Origin of the sequence: Terricaulis silvestris, from assembly GCF_009792355.1 — a bacterium.
GTDB classification, from domain to species: domain Bacteria; phylum Pseudomonadota; class Alphaproteobacteria; order Caulobacterales; family Aquidulcibacteraceae; genus Vitreimonas; species Vitreimonas silvestris.
The window spans coordinates 2,375,972-2,393,131 of sequence record NZ_CP047045.1 but is presented as its reverse complement, the minus strand read 5'-3'; the positions used below and the strand labels follow the sequence as shown (position 1 = coordinate 2,393,131).

23 protein-coding genes are annotated in these 17,160 nt (G+C 64.7%); 19 read left to right on the top strand and 4 right to left on the bottom strand.

Annotated elements, in window-relative coordinates; translation table 11 throughout:
- Positions 1-2: 2 nt before the first annotated feature.
- Positions 3-827, top strand: coding sequence for a PPK2 family polyphosphate kinase (locus DSM104635_RS12240; protein WP_158766471.1), 825 nt, complete (start codon positions 3-5; stop codon positions 825-827).
- Here DSM104635_RS12240 and DSM104635_RS12235 read toward each other — a convergent pair.
- Positions 820-1,467: a DUF502 domain-containing protein gene (locus DSM104635_RS12235; protein ID WP_158766470.1), complete on the bottom strand. Its 648-nt coding sequence runs from the start codon at positions 1,465-1,467 to the stop codon at positions 820-822. The genes DSM104635_RS12240 and DSM104635_RS12235 overlap by 8 nt on opposite strands.
- Positions 1,468-1,546: 79 nt before the next feature.
- On the opposite strand from DSM104635_RS12235, the gene DSM104635_RS12230 reads away from it, so the two are divergent.
- Positions 1,547-2,533 (top strand): S1C family serine protease, encoded by a 987-nt coding sequence (locus DSM104635_RS12230; protein ID WP_158766469.1) that lies wholly within the window; start codon positions 1,547-1,549, stop codon positions 2,531-2,533.
- Here DSM104635_RS12230 and grxD read toward each other — a convergent pair.
- Complete coding sequence (gene grxD / locus DSM104635_RS12225) at positions 2,530-2,859, bottom strand: Grx4 family monothiol glutaredoxin (protein WP_158766468.1); 330 nt, start codon at positions 2,857-2,859, stop codon at positions 2,530-2,532. The genes DSM104635_RS12230 and grxD overlap by 4 nt on opposite strands.
- A gap of 41 nt (positions 2,860-2,900) precedes the next feature.
- Complete coding sequence (locus DSM104635_RS12220; RefSeq protein WP_158766467.1) at positions 2,901-3,137, bottom strand: BolA/IbaG family iron-sulfur metabolism protein; 237 nt, start codon at positions 3,135-3,137, stop codon at positions 2,901-2,903.
- A 434-nt stretch (positions 3,138-3,571) separates the two neighbouring features.
- On the opposite strand from DSM104635_RS12220, the gene DSM104635_RS20085 reads away from it, so the two are divergent.
- The 6 genes from DSM104635_RS20085 (at position 3,572) to DSM104635_RS12185 (ending at position 7,227) form a co-directional block, all read left to right on the top strand.
- Positions 3,572-4,429 (top strand): MotA/TolQ/ExbB proton channel family protein, encoded by an 858-nt coding sequence (locus tag DSM104635_RS20085; RefSeq protein ID WP_158766466.1) that lies wholly within the window; start codon positions 3,572-3,574, stop codon positions 4,427-4,429.
- A 30-nt stretch (positions 4,430-4,459) separates the two neighbouring features.
- The gene (locus DSM104635_RS12210; RefSeq protein WP_158766465.1) at positions 4,460-4,927 is read left to right on the top strand and encodes a biopolymer transporter ExbD; all 468 of its coding nucleotides are present in this window, start codon (positions 4,460-4,462) and stop codon (positions 4,925-4,927) included.
- Between the two features lie 3 nt (positions 4,928-4,930).
- Positions 4,931-5,389, top strand: a complete 459-nt coding sequence (locus DSM104635_RS12205) for a biopolymer transporter ExbD (protein ID WP_158766464.1) — start codon at positions 4,931-4,933, stop codon at positions 5,387-5,389.
- A 6-nt stretch (positions 5,390-5,395) separates the two neighbouring features.
- Positions 5,396-5,986: an energy transducer TonB gene (locus DSM104635_RS19795; protein WP_187448149.1), complete on the top strand. Its 591-nt coding sequence runs from the start codon at positions 5,396-5,398 to the stop codon at positions 5,984-5,986.
- 164 nt (positions 5,987-6,150) lie between these two features.
- Entirely contained in the window at positions 6,151-6,738 is a 588-nt protein-coding gene (locus DSM104635_RS12190) for a TonB family protein (RefSeq protein ID WP_158766462.1), read from the top strand.
- Between the two features lie 102 nt (positions 6,739-6,840).
- The gene (locus tag DSM104635_RS12185; RefSeq protein WP_158766461.1) at positions 6,841-7,227 is read left to right on the top strand and encodes a hypothetical protein; all 387 of its coding nucleotides are present in this window, start codon (positions 6,841-6,843) and stop codon (positions 7,225-7,227) included.
- Here DSM104635_RS12185 and DSM104635_RS12180 read toward each other — a convergent pair.
- A complete protein-coding gene (locus DSM104635_RS12180) occupies positions 7,224-8,543 on the bottom strand; it encodes an MFS transporter (protein WP_158766460.1) in 1,320 nt (439 codons plus the stop codon). The genes DSM104635_RS12185 and DSM104635_RS12180 overlap by 4 nt on opposite strands.
- A gap of 52 nt (positions 8,544-8,595) precedes the next feature.
- Here DSM104635_RS12180 and DSM104635_RS12175 point away from each other — a divergent pair, with 52 nt between their 5' ends.
- The 11 genes from DSM104635_RS12175 to DSM104635_RS12125 all read left to right on the top strand — a co-directional run bounded on the left by DSM104635_RS12175 (position 8,596) and on the right by DSM104635_RS12125 (position 17,049).
- Positions 8,596-9,804, top strand: a complete 1,209-nt coding sequence (locus DSM104635_RS12175) for a DUF2336 domain-containing protein (protein ID WP_158766459.1) — start codon at positions 8,596-8,598, stop codon at positions 9,802-9,804.
- 85 nt (positions 9,805-9,889) lie between these two features.
- Positions 9,890-10,369, top strand: coding sequence for a Na+/H+ antiporter subunit E (locus DSM104635_RS12170; RefSeq protein ID WP_158766458.1), 480 nt, complete (start codon positions 9,890-9,892; stop codon positions 10,367-10,369).
- Entirely contained in the window at positions 10,366-10,650 is a 285-nt protein-coding gene (locus tag DSM104635_RS12165) for an MrpF/PhaF family protein (protein WP_158766457.1), read from the top strand. The genes DSM104635_RS12170 and DSM104635_RS12165 overlap by 4 nt, the downstream gene beginning before the upstream one ends.
- Positions 10,650-11,018, top strand: coding sequence for a monovalent cation/H(+) antiporter subunit G (mnhG, locus tag DSM104635_RS12160; protein ID WP_158766456.1), 369 nt, complete (start codon positions 10,650-10,652; stop codon positions 11,016-11,018). Before DSM104635_RS12165 ends, mnhG begins: the two co-directional genes overlap by 1 nt.
- Positions 11,015-11,497 (top strand): hypothetical protein, encoded by a 483-nt coding sequence (locus DSM104635_RS12155; protein ID WP_158766455.1) that lies wholly within the window; start codon positions 11,015-11,017, stop codon positions 11,495-11,497. Before mnhG ends, DSM104635_RS12155 begins: the two co-directional genes overlap by 4 nt.
- Positions 11,494-11,880 carry an MnhB domain-containing protein gene (locus DSM104635_RS12150; protein ID WP_158766454.1) on the top strand — a complete coding sequence of 129 codons (387 nt, stop codon included), beginning with the start codon at positions 11,494-11,496 and terminating at the stop codon, positions 11,878-11,880. Before DSM104635_RS12155 ends, DSM104635_RS12150 begins: the two co-directional genes overlap by 4 nt.
- Positions 11,880-12,203, top strand: coding sequence for a hypothetical protein (locus DSM104635_RS12145; RefSeq protein WP_158766453.1), 324 nt, complete (start codon positions 11,880-11,882; stop codon positions 12,201-12,203). Before DSM104635_RS12150 ends, DSM104635_RS12145 begins: the two co-directional genes overlap by 1 nt.
- Complete coding sequence (locus tag DSM104635_RS12140) at positions 12,200-13,657, top strand: proton-conducting transporter transmembrane domain-containing protein (protein ID WP_158766452.1); 1,458 nt, start codon at positions 12,200-12,202, stop codon at positions 13,655-13,657. The genes DSM104635_RS12145 and DSM104635_RS12140 overlap by 4 nt, the downstream gene beginning before the upstream one ends.
- The gene (locus tag DSM104635_RS12135) at positions 13,654-15,117 is read left to right on the top strand and encodes a proton-conducting transporter transmembrane domain-containing protein (RefSeq protein ID WP_158766451.1); all 1,464 of its coding nucleotides are present in this window, start codon (positions 13,654-13,656) and stop codon (positions 15,115-15,117) included. The genes DSM104635_RS12140 and DSM104635_RS12135 overlap by 4 nt, the downstream gene beginning before the upstream one ends.
- On the top strand, positions 15,114-15,371 hold the full coding sequence (locus DSM104635_RS12130; protein WP_158766450.1) for a hypothetical protein: 258 nt from the start codon (positions 15,114-15,116) through the stop codon (positions 15,369-15,371). The genes DSM104635_RS12135 and DSM104635_RS12130 overlap by 4 nt, the downstream gene beginning before the upstream one ends.
- Positions 15,352-17,049, top strand: coding sequence for a proton-conducting transporter transmembrane domain-containing protein (locus DSM104635_RS12125; protein WP_158766449.1), 1,698 nt, complete (start codon positions 15,352-15,354; stop codon positions 17,047-17,049). The genes DSM104635_RS12130 and DSM104635_RS12125 overlap by 20 nt, the downstream gene beginning before the upstream one ends.
- The last annotated feature ends 111 nt before the right edge of the window (positions 17,050-17,160 follow it).

Here is a 17,160-nt window from a genome sequence, read left to right as displayed (position 1 = left end):
CGATGCCGAAGCTGATTAAGTCGATCAACGACGCTATTCTGGTGCAGCCAGGCGAAGCCTCGAAGCTCGCGCAACGCAGCACGGTTGCGGATGAGCTGTTTCCGGAACGGGAAGCGGCGGAAGCTGAGACAAAGGAAAACGCCAAGGCCATTGACGGATTGCAGGATGCGTTGTGGGCGGGGCGATCGCGCGCGTTGTTGGTGATCCTGCAAGGCATCGACACCTCCGGGAAAGACGGCACGGTGCGCGCGGTGTTCAATCGCTGCGGGCCGCTTGGCGTGGCTGTCACGGCGTTCGGCCGACCGAGCGAAGAGGAATTGGCGCACGACTTCCTGTGGCGCATTCACATGGCAGCGCCGAAGAAGGGCATGATCGGCGTCTTCAACCGCTCGCAGTACGAAGATGTGCTGGTGGTGAAGGTGCGTGGGCTGGCGCCAGCGGATGTGGTGGAGCGGCGCTACGAGCAGATCAACGCGTTCGAGCGGCATTTGACCGAGAACGGCGTCACCGTGCTGAAGTTCATGCTCAACATCTCGAAGGACGAGCAGAAAGAGCGCCTGCAGGCGCGGCTCGATGATCTAGCAAAGAATTGGAAGTTCAATGCGGACGATCTCGAAGACCGCAAACTTTGGAGCGACTACCAGAAGGCATATGAGGTCGCGCTGGATCGGTGCTCGACGGAGCACGCGCCGTGGCGTGTCGTGCCGTCCGACAGAAAATGGCAACGCAACGCCATCATCTCGGCGGTTGTGCGCCGGACGCTGGAAGACATGAACCCGAAATATCCGAAGACTGATTGGAAGCCTTCGGACTTCAAGATCACTTAGAGGGCAGGCTATCTTCTTTGCGGATGATGCCAAGCGAGATTACGCGCTTGAGCGCTTCGTCCGGCGGGATCGCCAGCGGTCGCATGGCGTTGCGCGGCAGGTAGAGCAGAAAGCCGGATGTCGGGATTGGCGCTTGCGGGACATAAACCGCGACCAGATCGACGCCGATGTCGTGCGCGACCTCCGCGGTGTCTTCGTTGGTGATGAAGCCGATCGCGTAAGAGCCCGGCTGCGGAAATTCTACCAGCACGGCTTGCTTGAAGGACGTGCGCTCGGGCGCTGCGACCTGCTTGAACACTTGCTTGGCGCCGCCATAGATCGTGCGCACCAAGGGTAAGTTGGCGATGCCGCTATCGGCGGTGTTCACAATCCAACGGCCGACGAGATTTCCCGCGAGCGCGCCGACCACGGTGAGCGCTGCGATTGCGAGGATTACGCCGCCGCCCGGGAAGCGGGTAAAGAACTCGAAACCGGGCGGGATAATCGGTTCGACCCGCGTGTCGATGAAGGTGACGACGATCCAGATCAGCCAGGCGGTGATGACGAACGGCAGGACCAGCGCGACGCCGGTGAGGAAAGAATTGCGCAGCCACGTCAAGAGGTGGAATGGGCGCGGTGGCGTGACTGGCGGGGGAGGCATCTCGTCGGGATGTAGGGCATGCCAAGGGGCTGCGAAAGCGCCCTAGCGACGCGGGCGGGCGGTTCCTACGTTTGCCCTCATGTTCGGTCGCAAAAGCACGTTCGTCTCGGCGCCGCCACGGCGCGGTCCACGAGACGGGTTTTCGGAAACAGTGATCCGTGTGGTCGAGGAGATCGGCCCAGCCGTTATCGGCATTCGGCGCACGAGCAGGGCGCGGGATCTCTATGATGGCGCGGGCTCGGGCGTGATCATTTCGCCGGATGGCTATGCGCTGACCAACAATCACGTCGTGCGCGGCGCCGGTCGGATTGAAGGCGTGCTGAATGACGGCAGCGTGACGACCGCCGAGATCGTCGGGACCGATCCGGATACGGACCTGGCGCTCTTGCGGTTGAATGGTCGCATGCACGCTTCGGCGGAGCTTGGCGATTCTGATGCGTTGAAGGTTGGCGAACTCGCGATCGCCATCGGCAATCCGCTTGGCCTGCAGGCGACAGTGACGGCGGGCGTCATATCGGCGTTGCGGCGGACGCTGCGCGGCGAAAGCGGCCGGCTGATCGAGGACGTCATCCAGACTGACGCAGCGCTCAATCCGGGCAATTCAGGCGGGGCGCTGGTGGACGGCGATGGCGCGGTGGTTGGCATCAACACCGCCATCATCGGCGGTGCACAGGGGCTCTGCTTCGCGGTGCCGAGCAACACGGCGAAACTGGTCATCCCCGAACTGATGCGCGACGGGCGCGTGTCGCGTGGTTGGTTTGGAATCGCCGGTCAAACGCAGGAATTGTCACGCGCTCTGGCGCGACGCGTGGGCCTCGACGTCGGGAGCGGTGTACTGGTTGCGGCCGTCAATAGCGGCGGGCCGGCCGAGGCGGCGGGGCTTCGTGTTGGCGACGTCGTGCTGAAGCTCGATGGCTTATCAACGCCGTCGGTCGATGCTGTGCACAAGGTGCTTACGCGCGACAAGATCGGGCGCAAGGTCGCGCTCGATGTTTTGCGCGACGGAGTGATCGTGAAGCTCAATCTGCAAGTGACGGAGCGGCCGGACGAACGGCGTAGGGCTTAGGCGGTTTCGAGCAGGCCTTTGTCGGCAAGGAGCGTTTTCAGTTCGCCGGTTTGGAACATCTCGCGGACGATGTCGCAGCCGCCGACGAATTCGCCTTTGACGTAAAGCTGCGGGATCGTGGGCCAGCTGGAGAACACCTTCACGCCGTCGCGGATGTCAGGATCAGCGAGCACGTTCACGTCGCTATAGTCGACGCCAAGATGATCCAAGATGCGCACGACTTGGTTTGAGAAGCCGCACTGGGGCTGGTCGGCTGTGCCTTTCATGAAAAGCACCACGTCATTGTCCGCGATGGTGCGGGCGATGGTTTCTTGCGAGTCGGACATATCTGCTCCTGAGCCGCACTTAAGCGCGCCGCTCGCCTCCATCAAGCCGACTTGGGGCCAGTCTCCAGGGCAAGAGCATGAAGCTCCCCGCCCATCCGGCCCTTGAGGGCGGCATAGACCATTTGATGCTGGGCGACCCGGCTCTTGCCCACGAAGGTGTCAGAGCGGATCACGGCCCGATAATGATCGCCGTCGCCGGCGAGATCGTCGATTTTGATGTCCGCATCGGCGAAAGCGTCGCGGAGCAGGCCCTCAAGGTCTTGTGCGGACATGGCCATTCTCGCGTCTCCTAGGCGGCGCCGGCACGGAAAGTAGAGGCTACACTACCCTTTTGGGACATGTTTTCGCCGCATCGTGGGAACGCATGACGATCACGAAAGTTTTGATTGCGCGCTGGCTCACGTTCGGGGCATCCAGCGCAGGTTGGGGGATGGGCGGCCGGAAAGGTCGCCCACTGCGTGGGAGACGTTGACAAGCGCACTATTTCCTAAAGTTTAGGCGCGGTTTAGAAGTACCGTCTGGGAGAGAAGACCGCGATCATTGCGGCGGCCTGGATTTGGTGGGTGGAGGCGATCCCGGGTCCGATGGGCGGACCAGACGCCCTCTTATCGCCATCACGCTAGAGATGAACTAGGCGGCGACGCCGAACGCGCGGTTCTTATGCTCGTTCTCGATCGTCAGAGCACAACAGGCAGAGGCAAAAGGGCAGACAATGAGCTTGATTTATTCGCTGCTGACGTTCGCGCAGCAAGGTGCAGCACCAGCAGCCGCTCCGGGCGTCACGCCCGCTACTCCGGCGCCGCCGTCTGGCCCAGCGCCGAGCGCGTCAGATATCGCAGCAGCGAAGCAACGGAGCGCCGACGCGGCGGCTGAAGCCGCCGGCCACCAAGAAGTCAGCCTCATGGAGCTGGTCCGCCAGCTCGAGCCGCTCGAGCTCGGCGTCATGATCATCCTGGCGCTCTGCGCCATCTACGCCGTCGCGCTGTTGTTCGAAAAAATCTACGTGATGCGTAAGGCCTCGAAGCAGACGAAGGATTTCCTCGCCGCGTTCCGCAAGGCGAACTCGGTTGAAGAAGCCGAAGCGATCGTCCGCAAGTTGCCGAACTCCGGCATCAAGTCGATGTTCGATGCGGGCATGGCGGAAGTCCGCCGGACGCAAGATCTCGGCCTCTACACCATGCGCGACGCGCGCGACCACACCATGCAACGTGTCGCGTCCGCGATGTCGACCCGCCAGAACGAGCACCTCGAAGACCTTGGCTCCAGCATGACGTTCCTGGCGTCGATCGGCGCGAACGCACCGTTTATCGGTCTGTTCGGCACGGTCTGGGGCATCATGATCGCCTTCGTCGGCATCGCGAAATCGCAAACCACCTCGCTCGCGGTCGTCGCGCCTGGCATCGCCGGCGCTCTGCTCGCGACCGCCGCCGGTCTCGCCGCGGCTATCCCGGCGGTGCTGATCTACAATTTCGCCGCCAAGCAAATCTCCAAGCAAGGCCAAAAGCTCGATGACTTCGCCGGCGAGTTCATCTCGCTCGTGTCGCGAGACATGGACCGCCGCGCCGGTTGAGCCCAGCCATAGCCTTGGAGGATAACGCCTATGGCGGGTAAAATTTCATCTGGAGGCGGCAAAAAAGGCCGCCTCGACGTGAACGCCGATCCGAACGTAATTCCGTTCATCGACGTCATGCTCGTATTGGTGATCATCTTCATGATCGCCGCGCCTATCTCGAGCGTCGATATCGAAGTGGACATGCCCGCTTCGAAGATCGACCCCTCGAAGCGGCCGCCGCGGCCAACCTGGATTTCGCTCAGCGCCGGCGCCAGCGGCGTCGAGGTCTACGTCATGAACGACCTCGTCGCGATGGACCGGCTCGGCGAAGCCACATACGAGTCTGTGAAGGTCAACTCTCCGCAGATCGCCAACGACGAGTTTGAGATCAAGGATCAGCGCATCTATATCCGCGCTGACGCTGGCCTCGAATATCGCAACGTCGTGCGGGCAATGAACCGGTTGCAGGAAAAGGGCTTCACCAAGATCGGCTTCGTCGCCGAAGACCGGAGGTAGCCCGTGGCCGGTAAAGTAGGCGCCTCCAAAGACGGTTTCTCGGAACCGAACGTCATCCCTTTTATCGACATCTTGCTGGTTTTGCTGATCATTTTCATGGTCACCGCGCCGATCCCTACGGTCGACATTCGCGTCGACCTGCCACCGCCGAACCCGGTTCCTATCCGACTTGAAGGCTTGAACCCGACATTCATAATCATCAGCGAAACGGGCGCTGGCATGGTGATCGCCGTCGACTCAGAAGTTGTACAGCTTTCGCAGCTTGGTCAGGTCACGCTTGATCACGCGCGCAACAACAATCCGGCTTTGGACTTCAACGACGTCTATGCGGAAGCGCGCATCTTCGTCCGTGCGGACCAAAGCACGGCGTATGGCAACGTGGTCAACGTCATGAGTCAGCTTCAGGAAGAAGGCTTCGCCAAAGTCGGCATCTTCTCTGAACTGGCGCAGAGCGAAGGATAAGATCAGATGGTCCGCCTTCGTCTCATCTCACTCGGCCTCGCAGGCCTTATCTGCGTTGTGCTGATCTATATGGCGCTGACCAACAAGTTCAGCGCCATGAGCGATCTCTTCGAAGACTCCGACGCCGTGAAAGTCGAAATCGAAGAGAAGGAAAAGCCACCGCCACCACCGCCGCCGCCGGATCGTCCGCCGCCGCCGCCGCCGCCTGAACAGCGCGTGCCGCCGCCGGATCTATCCGCCCCGCCGACGCCGACGCCCATTCCGGTGGCCGTCGATCCGCCGCCGTCTCCGCCTGTGGCTTCGGTTCTCACCGGCGTCACCTGGCTGGAGCAACCGGATGCGCGCGACTACGCGCGTTACTATCCGCCGCGCGCGATGGATCGCAGCCAGGAAGGACGCGTCACGCTCGACTGCTTGGTCGATGCTGGCGGCCGCATCTCATGCTCGGTGACCTCGGAAGACCCGCCGAACTGGGGCTTTGGTGAAGCAGCGCTTCGTGTGGCGCGTCACTTCCGCGTCGCCGCGCAAACCTCGGACGGACGCCCGACCACCGGTGGCCGCATCCGAAGAACGATTGTCTGGCGCCTCGGCAGCTAAGCCGAACGGCAGCGTTCAACAACGAAGCCGCGAGGGTTAACAGCCTCGCGGCTTCTCGTTTTAGTGATCGCGCTCTCGCGCGTGTGAATAGCGCGCACCGCAAACGCAGCTCAGGCTTCCGCTGGGACAAACGCCCGCAAAGAGGCGAACTCGGAGGAAAAATCATGAGCGAAACAGCCACAGTGCGGGCAACGTCGTTGCTCGCGTCAGCGGGAATTTTGGGCAGCCTGGTGATCGTCGCGCTGACGTTCACGTACGTGCTGGAGATTGCCGACCCGTTCCCGGAAGCGCCGACTTTCGAAACGGTGCGAGAACCACCGCCGACGCCGCCACCGCCTGAACCAGTCAATCAGCCCGTGCGCATGCCCACGACGGCCGCGGATCCAATGACCACGATCTTGCCGTCTCAGCCCGCCGATCCGACAACAGATATCGTAGCGGACGGTCCGCCGACGCTAGCCGTAGCGCAGGAGATCACGGACCCGCAGTGGCTCCGCCGGCCCCGCAATTTGCAGCGTTACTATCCTCGTGCGGCGATCACGCGCGGCGTTGAGGGCATGGTGGTGCTCGACTGCATGGTCGCGACAACGGGCGACCTTCGCTGCCGGGTGATCTCGGAGACACCACTGGAGTGGGGCTTTGGCGATGCTGCTCTACGGATCGCAGCCGAGCATCGGATGGAGCCCGCGCGGAGCAACGGAACGCCGGTTGAAGGGCGCTATCGTATGCGCGTTCCCTTCCGGGCTGAATAAACGCGACGCGGGCGGTTTTCCGCATTTTAGCCCTGTTTTGCTCGCACATGCGGGCAGTGAGGGCTAAGTTTCGCGTCTTCTACGCACTCCAGGAGAATATGGATGAAGCTGTTTATGGGCGTCGCGGTCGCGGCGATGCTGATCGCCACCCCCGTGCTCGCGCAAACGGCCGGTGAAACCACCGCCACCTCGCCGACCCCTATCCCCCCGTCCACCTGCGGCGCGCTGCTGCCGGCGCCGACATTGCCGGACGGCGCAACCGCAAGCCGCTCGGATATGGACACCGCCAACACCACGTACACGGCGTGGGCTGAAGCCTACCGCCAAGTTATTGTATGCCGGCACGCCGAAGCCCAGGCGCTCCGCACGCAAACGGACGCTCGCGTACTAGAGCACAACGCAGCTGTTGAAGCGCTCAACACGGCGACAACGACTTGGGAAGCGGACGTGGCCGAGTACAATGCGCGGCCGGCTAACCGCCGCCGCTAATTAGGTTGATCGGTGGGCTCGCCGCCGTAACGCCAAAGCGGCGTTAGAAACGCGAGGGCTACGGCGGCGAGCGCGAGTCCCACCGCTGGGATGAGCGCCGCCGTTCGCGGCCCCAATTCGCTTGCTGCGAAACCCACGATGGCGGAGCCGATCGGCGCCCCGCCCATGAAGCCCATTGAATAGACGGCGAGCACGCGGCCCAAATAGCGTTGGCCTGCAGCGCCTTGCACGATGGTGCGGCTCATCGAAATCGCAACACCGGCGTTCAAGCCCCACAATGCGACGATCGCCATAAACATCAGAAACGGCTTGTCGGTCGCGAACGTGAACAACGCTGCGGCGCCTGCCAGGTGCGATAGGATCATGGCGCGGCCTGGCCGCTTCAGTGGCTTGGTCCGGCTCAAGATCACGGCGGAAATGAAGGACGCGCCCCAGAAAGCCGCGAACAGCGAACCCAGGCGCGCGGCCTGCGTGTCGGCGTCGCCGCCGTAGGCGTCGCGCACGATCAGCGGGAACAGGACTTGGAATGAGCCGATCACAAACACACCGACATAAGCGGCGGAGATCAGCATCGGCGACATGATCGGATTGCGGAACGCATAAGTGAGCCCGTCACGCATGTCGCGGAGCGCGCCGGCGACGCTGCGCTCGTGTCCGGTCGGCTTTGGCGCCTGCAGCAGAAGCGAAATGCCGGCGCCGATCGACAGCGCGATGGCCTGCAAGACGAGGTACGGCCCTGGTTCAGCCCCTGCGTCGCGCGCGACCAGAATGCCGGCGATCTGCGCGCCGATCTGCACCGCTGTGGTTGTCGCTGCGGCGGTTGCGATCGGTGTGTGGCGTCCGCGGGCGGACTCGCGCATCACCACGCCGTTCAACGCAGCATCCCGCACCGGCATCATGAACGCGGCACAGCCGCCCACCAGCACGGCATAGCCGATGAGAATGGTGTAGCTGAGCGCACCCGCCATGACGATCGCGCAGAGGCCGATCGAGGCGATGGCGAACGCGACATGAAGCTTAGCCAGTGTCGGCCCTGCCTTGGCGCGTTCAGCCAACAGGCCCCCAAACAGCAAGAAGCAGAACATCGGCGCCGAAAGCGCTGATTGAGCCAGGCCAACACCAGCGGGCGTAGCGCCTAGGAAGAACGCCACCAGGGACGGAAACAGCACGAACTGCATGCCGAACGCGAAAAAATAGCACCCGACCATCGCGTAGTAGAACGCGAGTTCGGGCGGCTCCCAGCGTCCGGACGGCTCGTCCTTGGGTTCCATCGCGCTTGGCATAAAGGCGGGGTGTTGCTCGCGTCCAGCGTTCATTCGGGTTGCATTGACGAGAGCTTAACGCCGCACGTGCTCACTCGACCGTTATATGGCGCGCGCGAATCATCTCCCGTCCGACCCGCCGCCGCTCGAATTGAGCGAGGCGCACGAGCCCAAGGCGCGCACCGCTCTGGTGCAGCGGCTGTGCGATATCGTTTCGTGGCCGGAAAGCCGTATCCCGGCGCATGAGCGCCAGCTGGCGGCCGACGTGCTGGTTGGCTTGTTGCGGACCAGCAACACGGAGTTGCGCCGTCGCTGCGCGCAAGGGCTCGCACGTGTGAACGACGCACCTAAGACTTTGCTGCGGTACTTGGCGCGCGACGATATCAGCGTGGCCGAGATGCTGTTGGAGAGCGGCGCTGGCTTTGATGATTCCGACCTGATCGCCACGATTAGGGCCGGGATGACGTCGCACTGGTTGGCCATTGCGCGGCGGCGCGGATTGTCTGAGCCGGTGACGGACGCACTGCTGCAGAGCGGCGACGTCGATGTGATCGAAGCGACACTGCGCAACGCGTACTCGCGGCTGTCGACCCAGGGTGTTGATATCGCTGTTGCGCGATCGCGGCAGGCGCCGGGGCTCGCGGCGCACATTGTTGCGCGGCCGGAACTGCGTCAAACGCAGGCGTTGGTTTTGTTCTGGTGGGCAAATTTTCAGGCGCGGCTTCACATTCTGCGTCGTTTTGCCATCGATCGGAACGTTCTGTTGCAAGAGCTCGGCGATGTCTTCGCGCTGGCCGCCGCGGAAGGCTGGTCCGATCCCGACACGCGCAAAACGCTACAAGTGATCGAACGCCGTCAGCGCAACCGCGCGGCGGCGGCGAAAAGTCCTTACGGTTCGCTCGAAGGCGCCCTAGCCGCAACAGAGCAAGGGCTCGATCGCGGATTGTTGAGCGAGATCGCGCACTTGTCGGGCGTGAAGCCGACAACGGCAGCGCAAGTTTTCGCCGATCCAGGCGGCGAAGCCATTGGCGTGCTGTGCAAAGCTGTTGGACTGAAGCGTCCGGCCTTGCTGGCCTTGTGGCGGGCGCTGCGGCGCCCATACGGCGACCCCGATGTCACAGACAATCCGCTTGGCCGCACAGTTTACGTGTTTGACACATTGGCGACCGCGAAGGCGCAAACCGTACTCCGTTACTGGAATTGGTCTTTCACAGCCGATGCTGTGAATATCGAGCGCGTTTCGTTCGAAGATGCAGGTCTCGAACTGTCGCTGGCGCGGCGCAACGCGGCGTTGTTGTTTCACCGCAACGGCTAGCGCGCCGCACCGCTTCCAACTGGCGAATCCTTCCCCACAGGGCTAAGTCTTCAGCCGCGCGCCGGCGGCGCGGGGAGGCGCACCAATGCTTCACGCCGCAGCGATGCTGATTGGCCTTTTTCTGCTCGGCGTTGTGATCGCTGGCAGCGGCTTCGCACCCGATGTCGTGATTGCCGTTGCCGCTGTCTCGTTGGTCTGCGTTCTGATCAGCGCGCGCTTTGGCGGCATTGCGCGCGGCGCGTTCGGCGCGCCGCAACTCGCATGGCTTGCGTTGTCAAGAACCGGCGCGGTGGTGCGCGGGTCGCTCACCACGATGCGCGCCGCGATAGCGGCCGACGTTACGCTGAACCCGGCGCTCGTGCGCGTTCGCACGCGTGCAACCGATCCCTTCGCGAAGGCGGCGTTGGCTGAATTGATGAGCGCCGCGCCTGGCGTGGTGGTCGTTGAAGCCGATACCGATAGCGCGCTAATCCACGTCAATGACGAGGACGCCGTGGACGCCGCCGATATCGGTGCGCTGGAAGCGCGTGTGATCGGTGCACTGGGCAACGGAGCGAGGACATGATCGCCATCGTTGCCGCGATCGGCGTTGCAGCCACGCTCGCCTTGTCATTGGTTCGGCTGTTCGCCGGACCAACGCTCTATGACCGCGCCTTGATCGCGATTTCAGTTGTTGTGAAGGGCGCGCTTCTGTGCGCGGCGGTGTCGGTGGCGTTAGGGCGCAGCGAAGGCGTGGATGTGGCGCTGGTGCTGATGCTCGCAACGTTTGCGTTGGGCGCGGCGACCTTGAAATTCTTCCGCGCGCGGACATTCCAGGCGCCGATGACTCGCGAGGAGGCGTCGTGATGGAGCAGGCGAGCATCCTCGAGCTCGTGCGCTATGCGCTGGGCGGCGTCGCGGTTCTGATCGGCCTCGTGTTCATGCTTGGCGGTACGCTCGGCGTGTTGCGCTTCCCCGACTTTTACACGCGACTGCATGCGGCGCGCGTGTCGGATGCTGTCGGCGCAACGATCCTGGTGTTGGGCTTGGCTTTATGCGCGGCCGACGGGGCGACGATGCTTCGCTTGCTCTTGCTCGCGGCGTTGATTGCAGCACTTGGGCCAACGCTCTCGCATCTTCTTGCCAATGCGGCGCACGCCGCGGGGCTTGCGCCGACGGTTGGGCGCTACACCGCGCCGCGTCCAGGCGCCAAACCACCGGAGTCGAGACAATGATCGCCGCCGCGGGGCCATGGCTTGCCGCCGTTCTAGTATTCGTTGCGATCGCCGCGGCGATCGCGGTGGTGAACGCGCGCTCGCTGTTCGTGATGAGCTTGTCGATCGCGGCGACATCAGCGGTGGCCGCGGCGACGGTCCTCGCGCTGCGCGGCGGCGACGGCGCGCTGGCGTTGGCTGCGTTCGGCGTGGGATTGGCCCCGATCATTCTTCTCGCTGGCGTGTTGCTCAGCGCGCGCGTCACCAAAGCGCCGGCCCGGGGCGTGGCATTGTTGAGCGCGATCGGCGTGGCGGGCGCCGTCGCGGTGGTGCTTTACATCGCGCAAGATCTGCCGAACGCGCGGCCGCAAGCGATCGAGAGTGGCGACGCGCCAAGCTTATGGCTTGGCGCGCTGCTGTTCGTGGTCGCTATCGGTTGCGCAGGGCTGCTGGGGTACGGCGAGCGCGGCGTGCTCGACGGGCCGAGGCGTGAGCTGTGAAGCCCGGCGGACATATCGTGCTTGCGGCGGCGACGCGGTTCTACGCGCCGATCATCGTGCTTGCCGCGCTGTTGCTGCTCGTCTTGCGGCTGCCTGGCGAGGGCGTCGGGTTTGTCTCGGGCATGATCCTCGGGCTGGCGCTTGCGGTGCATGTGCTGGTGTTCGGCGCGGCAGCGTCGCGCGCGGCGTTCCCGCCTTACTTGGCGCGCGTGCTGCTTGCGGGTGGCTTGGCGCTTGCCGTTGTTAGCGCCGCCGCGCCGCGTTTGGAGATCGCGCCGCAGCTTGGCGAAGCTGGTGTCTTCGTTGTGACCGCATCCGGGATCGCGCTGATCCTCGCTGTGCTGGTGGGCCGCGCGCCGACGCTGCGCGACGAGGATTCGTGATGGGGTCGGGCTTTATCGTTCAAGCCGCAGTACTGATCGGCGCATTTATGTTGCTCTTGATGGGCGCGGTTGCGGCGTGGACGGCGCCGAACGCGACGAAGCGTGTGGCCGGGGTCATCGTTGCGTTAATCGGAGCCATCATCGCGATGGCCGCGCTTCAAGCGCCGCCCTCATGGCTGATCGCTGGCGCCGCCGTTGCGCTTGGGTATTGCGTGGTGGGGACCACCGTCGTGGTGCGTCTGCAGGAGGCTTACGGCGCCGCCGAAACGAGCGCGATCGACGCGGCTGATGATGAAGGCGAACCGCCGGAGCCGGGCGCGTGATCGCAGAGCTGCTCGAAACCGCGCGGACGAACGCACCAATGCTGACGCTGGCAGTGTTGTTTGTCGGCGGCGCCTGCACTGCGGCTTCGGCCAGCGCGCGCGTGAGTTGGGTGATTGCGACGCTCGCAGCGACGGCGGCGGCAGTGGTCGCGTTCGACATGGGCTGGCGGCGGCTGATGCACGCCGCGCGCTTTGGCGACGCGGGCATCGCGCTTTCGCTGGACGGCGTGGCGGCGTTCTGTGCGCCATTGATCGTGGCGTGGCTGGTGTTTGTGGTGCTCTCGGCGCCGTCGGCGTTGCAGGGCGCGAACGCGCGCGCGACGCCGCATCTGTTGGCGCTCGCATTGTGCGCGGCGGCGGGATGGGTCGGCGCGCTGCTTTCGGACGGACTGCTTGGCGTCGTGCTGGGCGTGCAGATCGGCTGGATCAGCTCGGTGTTGATCGTCGGTGGCGCGGGCGACGCCGATCGCGCGAGCCTCAATGGCGCGCTGCGGATGTGGTCGGCGGGCGGGGCCGGCGCCGCGCTTATGTTGATGGGCGCGGCGTGTCTTGCCTATGCGCTGGGAAGCGGGGAGGCCGCCGCGGCGGCAAGCGCGCATGTTCATGCGCCGCGACTGGCGGTGCTTGGATTCGTGCTGATGGTTGCGCCGCTTGCGCTCTATGCGGGCGCCGCGCCGCTCTCTCCGTGGGCGGGCGCCACGTACGGCCGCGCCAGCGAATTCGCGGTGATGGTGACGACTCTCGGCGCAATCGGGGCGCTTGCCGTGCTGGCGCGCTTGGCCGCTTTGGCGTCAGCGGCGCCGGCGGTGGCCGAGTCGCTTTCGGCAGCGTTCGTCGTGCTTGGCGTCGCCAGCGTCGCGTTTGGCTCGATCCAAGCTGTTGGGGCGGTGAACGTGCGCCGGCTCGTGGCTTACGCAGGCGCGACGCAGGTGGGCTGCATTTTGTTGGCGATGGCGTTGGGATCGCCGGCTGGCTTCGGCGCGGTGTTGATCCAGTTGTTCGCTTGGAGCGCTGCCGCTTTGGCGCTGCTCGGCGGCGCGTCTGTTTCGAAGTCCTCCGACTTGGCAGGCCTCGACGGGCTGAGCCGGCGTGCGCCATTGGCGAGCGTCGCGGTCACCGCGGGCGCGCTAAGTTTGATGGGCGCGCCGCTGACGATCGGTTTTCTGGGCCGTTGGCGGCTGATCGAGGCGAGCGTTGGCGCGGGCTGGTGGTGGGCGATGGGCGCGGCGATCGCGGCGTCGTTGGCCGCGGTGTTCTACGGTGGCCGTTTGATCGAGCGCGTGTACTTCCGGCGCGCAAACGCAGCCGCAATTGGTGAGCGCGATGTTTGGCGGTTCACGCGCGTTCCGTTGCTGCTTGCGGCGCTTGGCGGCGTGTTGTTGGCGTTCGCGCCTGCGGTGTTGCTGGATGCGGCGGCGCGCGCGGCGGCGATGGCGCTGGGGCACGCGCCATGACGGCCGAACTCGCCCTCATCGGTGTCCTGGCGACGCCCTTCTTGCAGGCGTTGCTGGTGCTGGTGCTGTCGCGCCCGCCTGGGTTGCGAGACTTGACGCACATCCTCGGATCAATCGCGACAGCGGTGTGCGCGGCCGTTTTGATCCAGGCGCTCGCCGACGGAGAGAGTGCGCGCATCGTGCTGGCGCATCCGCTACCCAATGTAGAGCTGGCGTTCACGATTGAACCGCTTGGCGCCCTAGTGGCAGCGGTCGTGGCGGGCGTGGGCGTGCTGCAAGCGATCCACAACGCCGGCATGGTCCGCGCGGTGCAGGAGAAGGCGCCGGCGCGGCTGATGGCGTTCGTCGCGATGACGAGCGGCGCCACGATGGCGGTGGCGTTTTCGGCAAACCTGCTGAGCTTCTTCGTGGCCTATCAAGTGTTGGCGTTGGCGGCGTTTCCGCTAGTGGCGCATCGCGGCGACGACGATGCACGTCGCGCCGCGCGTGTATTTCTCGGAACGCTGTTGGCGACGTCGATCGCGCTGCTGTTGCCGGCGATGATCTGGACCTACGCGTTGACCGGCGCACAGGACTTTCAAGTTGGTGGCGTGTTGGCGGGGCGCGTCGACCCGGTCACGGCGAATATCTTGCTTGTGCTCTTCGTGGTGGGAATTGCGGCGGCAGCGGCGCCGCCGATGCAGCGTTGGCTGCCTGCGGCGCATACTGCGCCTTTCCCCGCGATTGCTTCCGTTCAAGCGGTGGCCGTTTTGCCCGCCGGCGGCGTCGGGCTTTTGAAAGTGCTCGCCTATGTGTTTGGGCCAGCGCTGATCACGGCGGCGCCGGCGACGCAGATCTTGCTCGCGCTCTGCGGCGCCGGCATGTGCGTCTCGGCGCTGATTGCGCTGTCGAAGACGGACATTCGCGAGCGCTTGGCGTATTCAAGCTTGGCGCAAGCGATGGCGGTGGCAATGGGCGGTTTGCTTGCGGTGCCGGTTGGGTTGTTTGCGGCGGCCTTGCAAATCGTGGCGACGTGCTGCGCGGCTGCGACCTTGGTGATGGCGGTTGGCGCCGTGGCGGCAGTGACAGGGCGGACACAGACGACTGACTATCCGGGGTTGGGCCGCGTGATGCCATGGACGTTCGCGGGCTTTGCCATCGGCAGCGCGAGCCTCATCGGCATGCCGCCGTTTTCGGGCGCTTGGGCGAAACTCTGGCTGATCACAGCGTCGGCTGCGACCGGCGTGGTGTGGGCGGCAGGGTTGGTCGCCGTCGCTGCGATCCTCACGTTTGCGCATCTGGGACCATTGGCGGCCAACGCGTTCGCGGGACGCGCGCCCACGGATGCATTCAAACGGCCAGACGGTGCGTCGATCCTGCTTGTGGCGCCGGTGATCTTGTGCGCGGCGGCGACGTTGTGGCTGCTGGTGTTGGCGGATCCGTTGGCGTCGTTCCTCTCGCCTGTGTGGACGCCGCGATGATCAAACCCGGACCACCTCCGACACGCGGCATCGCCGGCCTGGCGCTGCTCTTCTGTATCGTCGCCCTCGCAGTGGGCCTCGGTTTTGACTTCGCGCGTGATGACGCACCGCGCTTTGGCTTAGTTGCGCAGCCCGGCGGGCGCGCGATGCTCGGTGTGGTGGTGGCGGTATGCGCGGTGTTGATGGCGCATGCGATGCGATTGCTGCTGCGCCGCAAGCCGACGGGAGAGCGCGATGCTGTCGATCACGCTTAACCCGGGCTTTGTCTGCATCATCGCGGCGTTGTTGGCGCTTGGGACGCCGCGGGGATTGCGCGCACCGCTGATGGCTGGTGCGGCCCTGCTTGCGCTTTGGCTCATGCTCGACCGGGAATTCGGCGCGGCGACGGCGGCGGCGCAGATGGGTCTGCCGGTCGTGCTGCTCAGTCTCGACGCGCTCAATCGCATCTTCGGAATCGCCATGCTGATTGCGCTGATCGCGATTTCAATTTGCAGCGGCGCGCGGCGCAGCCGCTCCGAGGACGTCGCGATCTTGCTGATGGCGGGTGGTGCGGTTTCCGCGCTGTTCGTGGGCGATTTGATCAGCTTTGTCGCCGCCACGGCGCTCGCCGGACTCGCCATGGCTTGGCTGGTGTTTTCGTCGCCGGTGGAGAACGCGGCGCGCAGCGGAGTGCGCCTGCTGATTTGGCAAGGCGTCGAAGGATTGTTGTTTCTCGTTGGCGTGGCGTTTCAGCTTTCGGCGGGCGCCGAGAGTTCGATCTTTGCGCGCTTGGACATCGCCACGATCGGCGGCGCCTCGATCTTTACGGCGTTGATGATCCGCGTGGGCGCGCCGTTTGCGCATGTCTGGCTGAAGGACGCATCGGCGCACGCTTCGCCTGTGGGCGCGGGCGCGGTGAGCGTGTTTTCATCGATGCTCGGTGTCTACGCCTTGGCGCGGCTTTTCCCGGCCGAACCGATCTTGGCGCCGATCGGCTTGGCGATGGGCGTGATCGGCGTCGCCTATGCGATGGCGGAGGACGATTTGCGGCGTGCCGCGGCGAGCGGGCTGACGGCGCAGACCGGTGTTTGTGTGGCGCTGATCGGTGTTGGCTCACCGCTGGCCATGGCGGCTGCGGAGGGGCACGCGTTCGCGCTCATATTCGCGTTTCTCGCGATGCAACTGGTGCTGGGCGCGGTGCTGGGGCGAACCGGACACGTGAAGCAATCCGAGATCGAGGGTCTGGTGCGGGTGATGCCAATCAGCTCGCTACTGCTGATCGCGTCGGGGCTTGCCGTTGCCGCCGCGCCGGGCTTTGCGCTGTACGCGACGACGGTGATCGCGCTCGAAGCAACAGCGCAGTGGGAGTTGGAGTGGGCCTGGATCTTGATGGCGAGCGTCTCGCCCGCGCTGCTGGTCGCGCTGATGTTGCGGCCGGCGATGACGGCGTTTCGCAGCGCACTGCCCGCGCCGATCAAGGAGGCGCCGTTTCCGATGCTGCTCGGCGCTGCATTGGCGGTGTTCTTTTGCCTCGCCGTCGGCCTTGCTCCGGCGTGGCTCTACGGATTGTTGCCGACCGAGTTGGCGTTCGAGCCATATGCGATTGATCGCATGGCGCCGCAGCTCGAGCTGCTCGGCGCGGCTGGCGTGATCTATGTGGTACTCCGCGCCCTGCGGCTCGCCCCGCAACCCCGTGCGGGCGGGCTTTTGGATGTCGATGCATTTTACCGCGGCCCGGCGGCCGGCGCGGGACGATGGGTCGGTGTCGTTTTGCTGCGGCTCTACGGCGCCTGGCAGGCGCTGCTCGGGCGCGTGGCGTCTCAGCTCGCGCGCGCCGCTGGGCGGTGGAGCCGCAATTGCGACCGCCCGTACCGTGTCCGCGCAGCGGGCGTGGTTCAACTTGCGGCACTTGCGGTCTTAGTGGCCGTCGCCATGTTCTGGCGCGTGTCTTGAGGCCATCAAAATTGACTTTGGCCTCTATTTAACGGCCGCAGGTCAATCAGGGTAAATGGCTGACAATATTTGAAGTGCAGATGCGCTTGCGTTATTCTCGCCTCGTTCTAG

What these genes read in the sequence shown, in the direction of transcription:
- DSM104635_RS12180 (WP_158766460.1), bottom strand. Translation starts at nt 8,543, where the DNA reads ATGAACGCTGGACGCGAGCAACACCCCGCCTTTATGCCAAGCGCGATG.
- DSM104635_RS12130 (WP_158766450.1), top strand. Translation starts at nt 15,114, where the DNA reads ATGATCAAACCCGGACCACCTCCGACACGCGGCATCGCCGGCCTGGCG.
- grxD (WP_158766468.1), bottom strand. Translation starts at nt 2,859, where the DNA reads ATGTCCGACTCGCAAGAAACCATCGCCCGCACCATCGCGGACAATGAC.
- DSM104635_RS12210 (WP_158766465.1), top strand. Translation starts at nt 4,460, where the DNA reads ATGGCGGGTAAAATTTCATCTGGAGGCGGCAAAAAAGGCCGCCTCGAC.
- DSM104635_RS12155 (WP_158766455.1), top strand. Translation starts at nt 11,015, where the DNA reads ATGATCGCCGCCGCGGGGCCATGGCTTGCCGCCGTTCTAGTATTCGTT.
- DSM104635_RS12220 (WP_158766467.1), bottom strand. Translation starts at nt 3,137, where the DNA reads ATGGCCATGTCCGCACAAGACCTTGAGGGCCTGCTCCGCGACGCTTTC.
- DSM104635_RS12185 (WP_158766461.1), top strand. Translation starts at nt 6,841, where the DNA reads ATGAAGCTGTTTATGGGCGTCGCGGTCGCGGCGATGCTGATCGCCACC.
- DSM104635_RS12165 (WP_158766457.1), top strand. Translation starts at nt 10,366, where the DNA reads ATGATCGCCATCGTTGCCGCGATCGGCGTTGCAGCCACGCTCGCCTTG.
- DSM104635_RS20085 (WP_158766466.1), top strand. Translation starts at nt 3,572, where the DNA reads ATGAGCTTGATTTATTCGCTGCTGACGTTCGCGCAGCAAGGTGCAGCA.
- DSM104635_RS12145 (WP_158766453.1), top strand. Translation starts at nt 11,880, where the DNA reads ATGGGGTCGGGCTTTATCGTTCAAGCCGCAGTACTGATCGGCGCATTT.
- DSM104635_RS12240 (WP_158766471.1), top strand. Translation starts at nt 3, where the DNA reads ATGCCGAAGCTGATTAAGTCGATCAACGACGCTATTCTGGTGCAGCCA.
- DSM104635_RS12135 (WP_158766451.1), top strand. Translation starts at nt 13,654, where the DNA reads ATGACGGCCGAACTCGCCCTCATCGGTGTCCTGGCGACGCCCTTCTTG.
- DSM104635_RS12230 (WP_158766469.1), top strand. Translation starts at nt 1,547, where the DNA reads ATGTTCGGTCGCAAAAGCACGTTCGTCTCGGCGCCGCCACGGCGCGGT.
- DSM104635_RS12190 (WP_158766462.1), top strand. Translation starts at nt 6,151, where the DNA reads ATGAGCGAAACAGCCACAGTGCGGGCAACGTCGTTGCTCGCGTCAGCG.
- DSM104635_RS12175 (WP_158766459.1), top strand. Translation starts at nt 8,596, where the DNA reads ATGGCGCGCGCGAATCATCTCCCGTCCGACCCGCCGCCGCTCGAATTG.
- DSM104635_RS12170 (WP_158766458.1), top strand. Translation starts at nt 9,890, where the DNA reads ATGCTTCACGCCGCAGCGATGCTGATTGGCCTTTTTCTGCTCGGCGTT.
- DSM104635_RS12125 (WP_158766449.1), top strand. Translation starts at nt 15,352, where the DNA reads ATGCTGTCGATCACGCTTAACCCGGGCTTTGTCTGCATCATCGCGGCG.
- DSM104635_RS12235 (WP_158766470.1), bottom strand. Translation starts at nt 1,467, where the DNA reads ATGCCTCCCCCGCCAGTCACGCCACCGCGCCCATTCCACCTCTTGACG.
- DSM104635_RS19795 (WP_187448149.1), top strand. Translation starts at nt 5,396, where the DNA reads ATGGTCCGCCTTCGTCTCATCTCACTCGGCCTCGCAGGCCTTATCTGC.
- mnhG (WP_158766456.1), top strand. Translation starts at nt 10,650, where the DNA reads ATGGAGCAGGCGAGCATCCTCGAGCTCGTGCGCTATGCGCTGGGCGGC.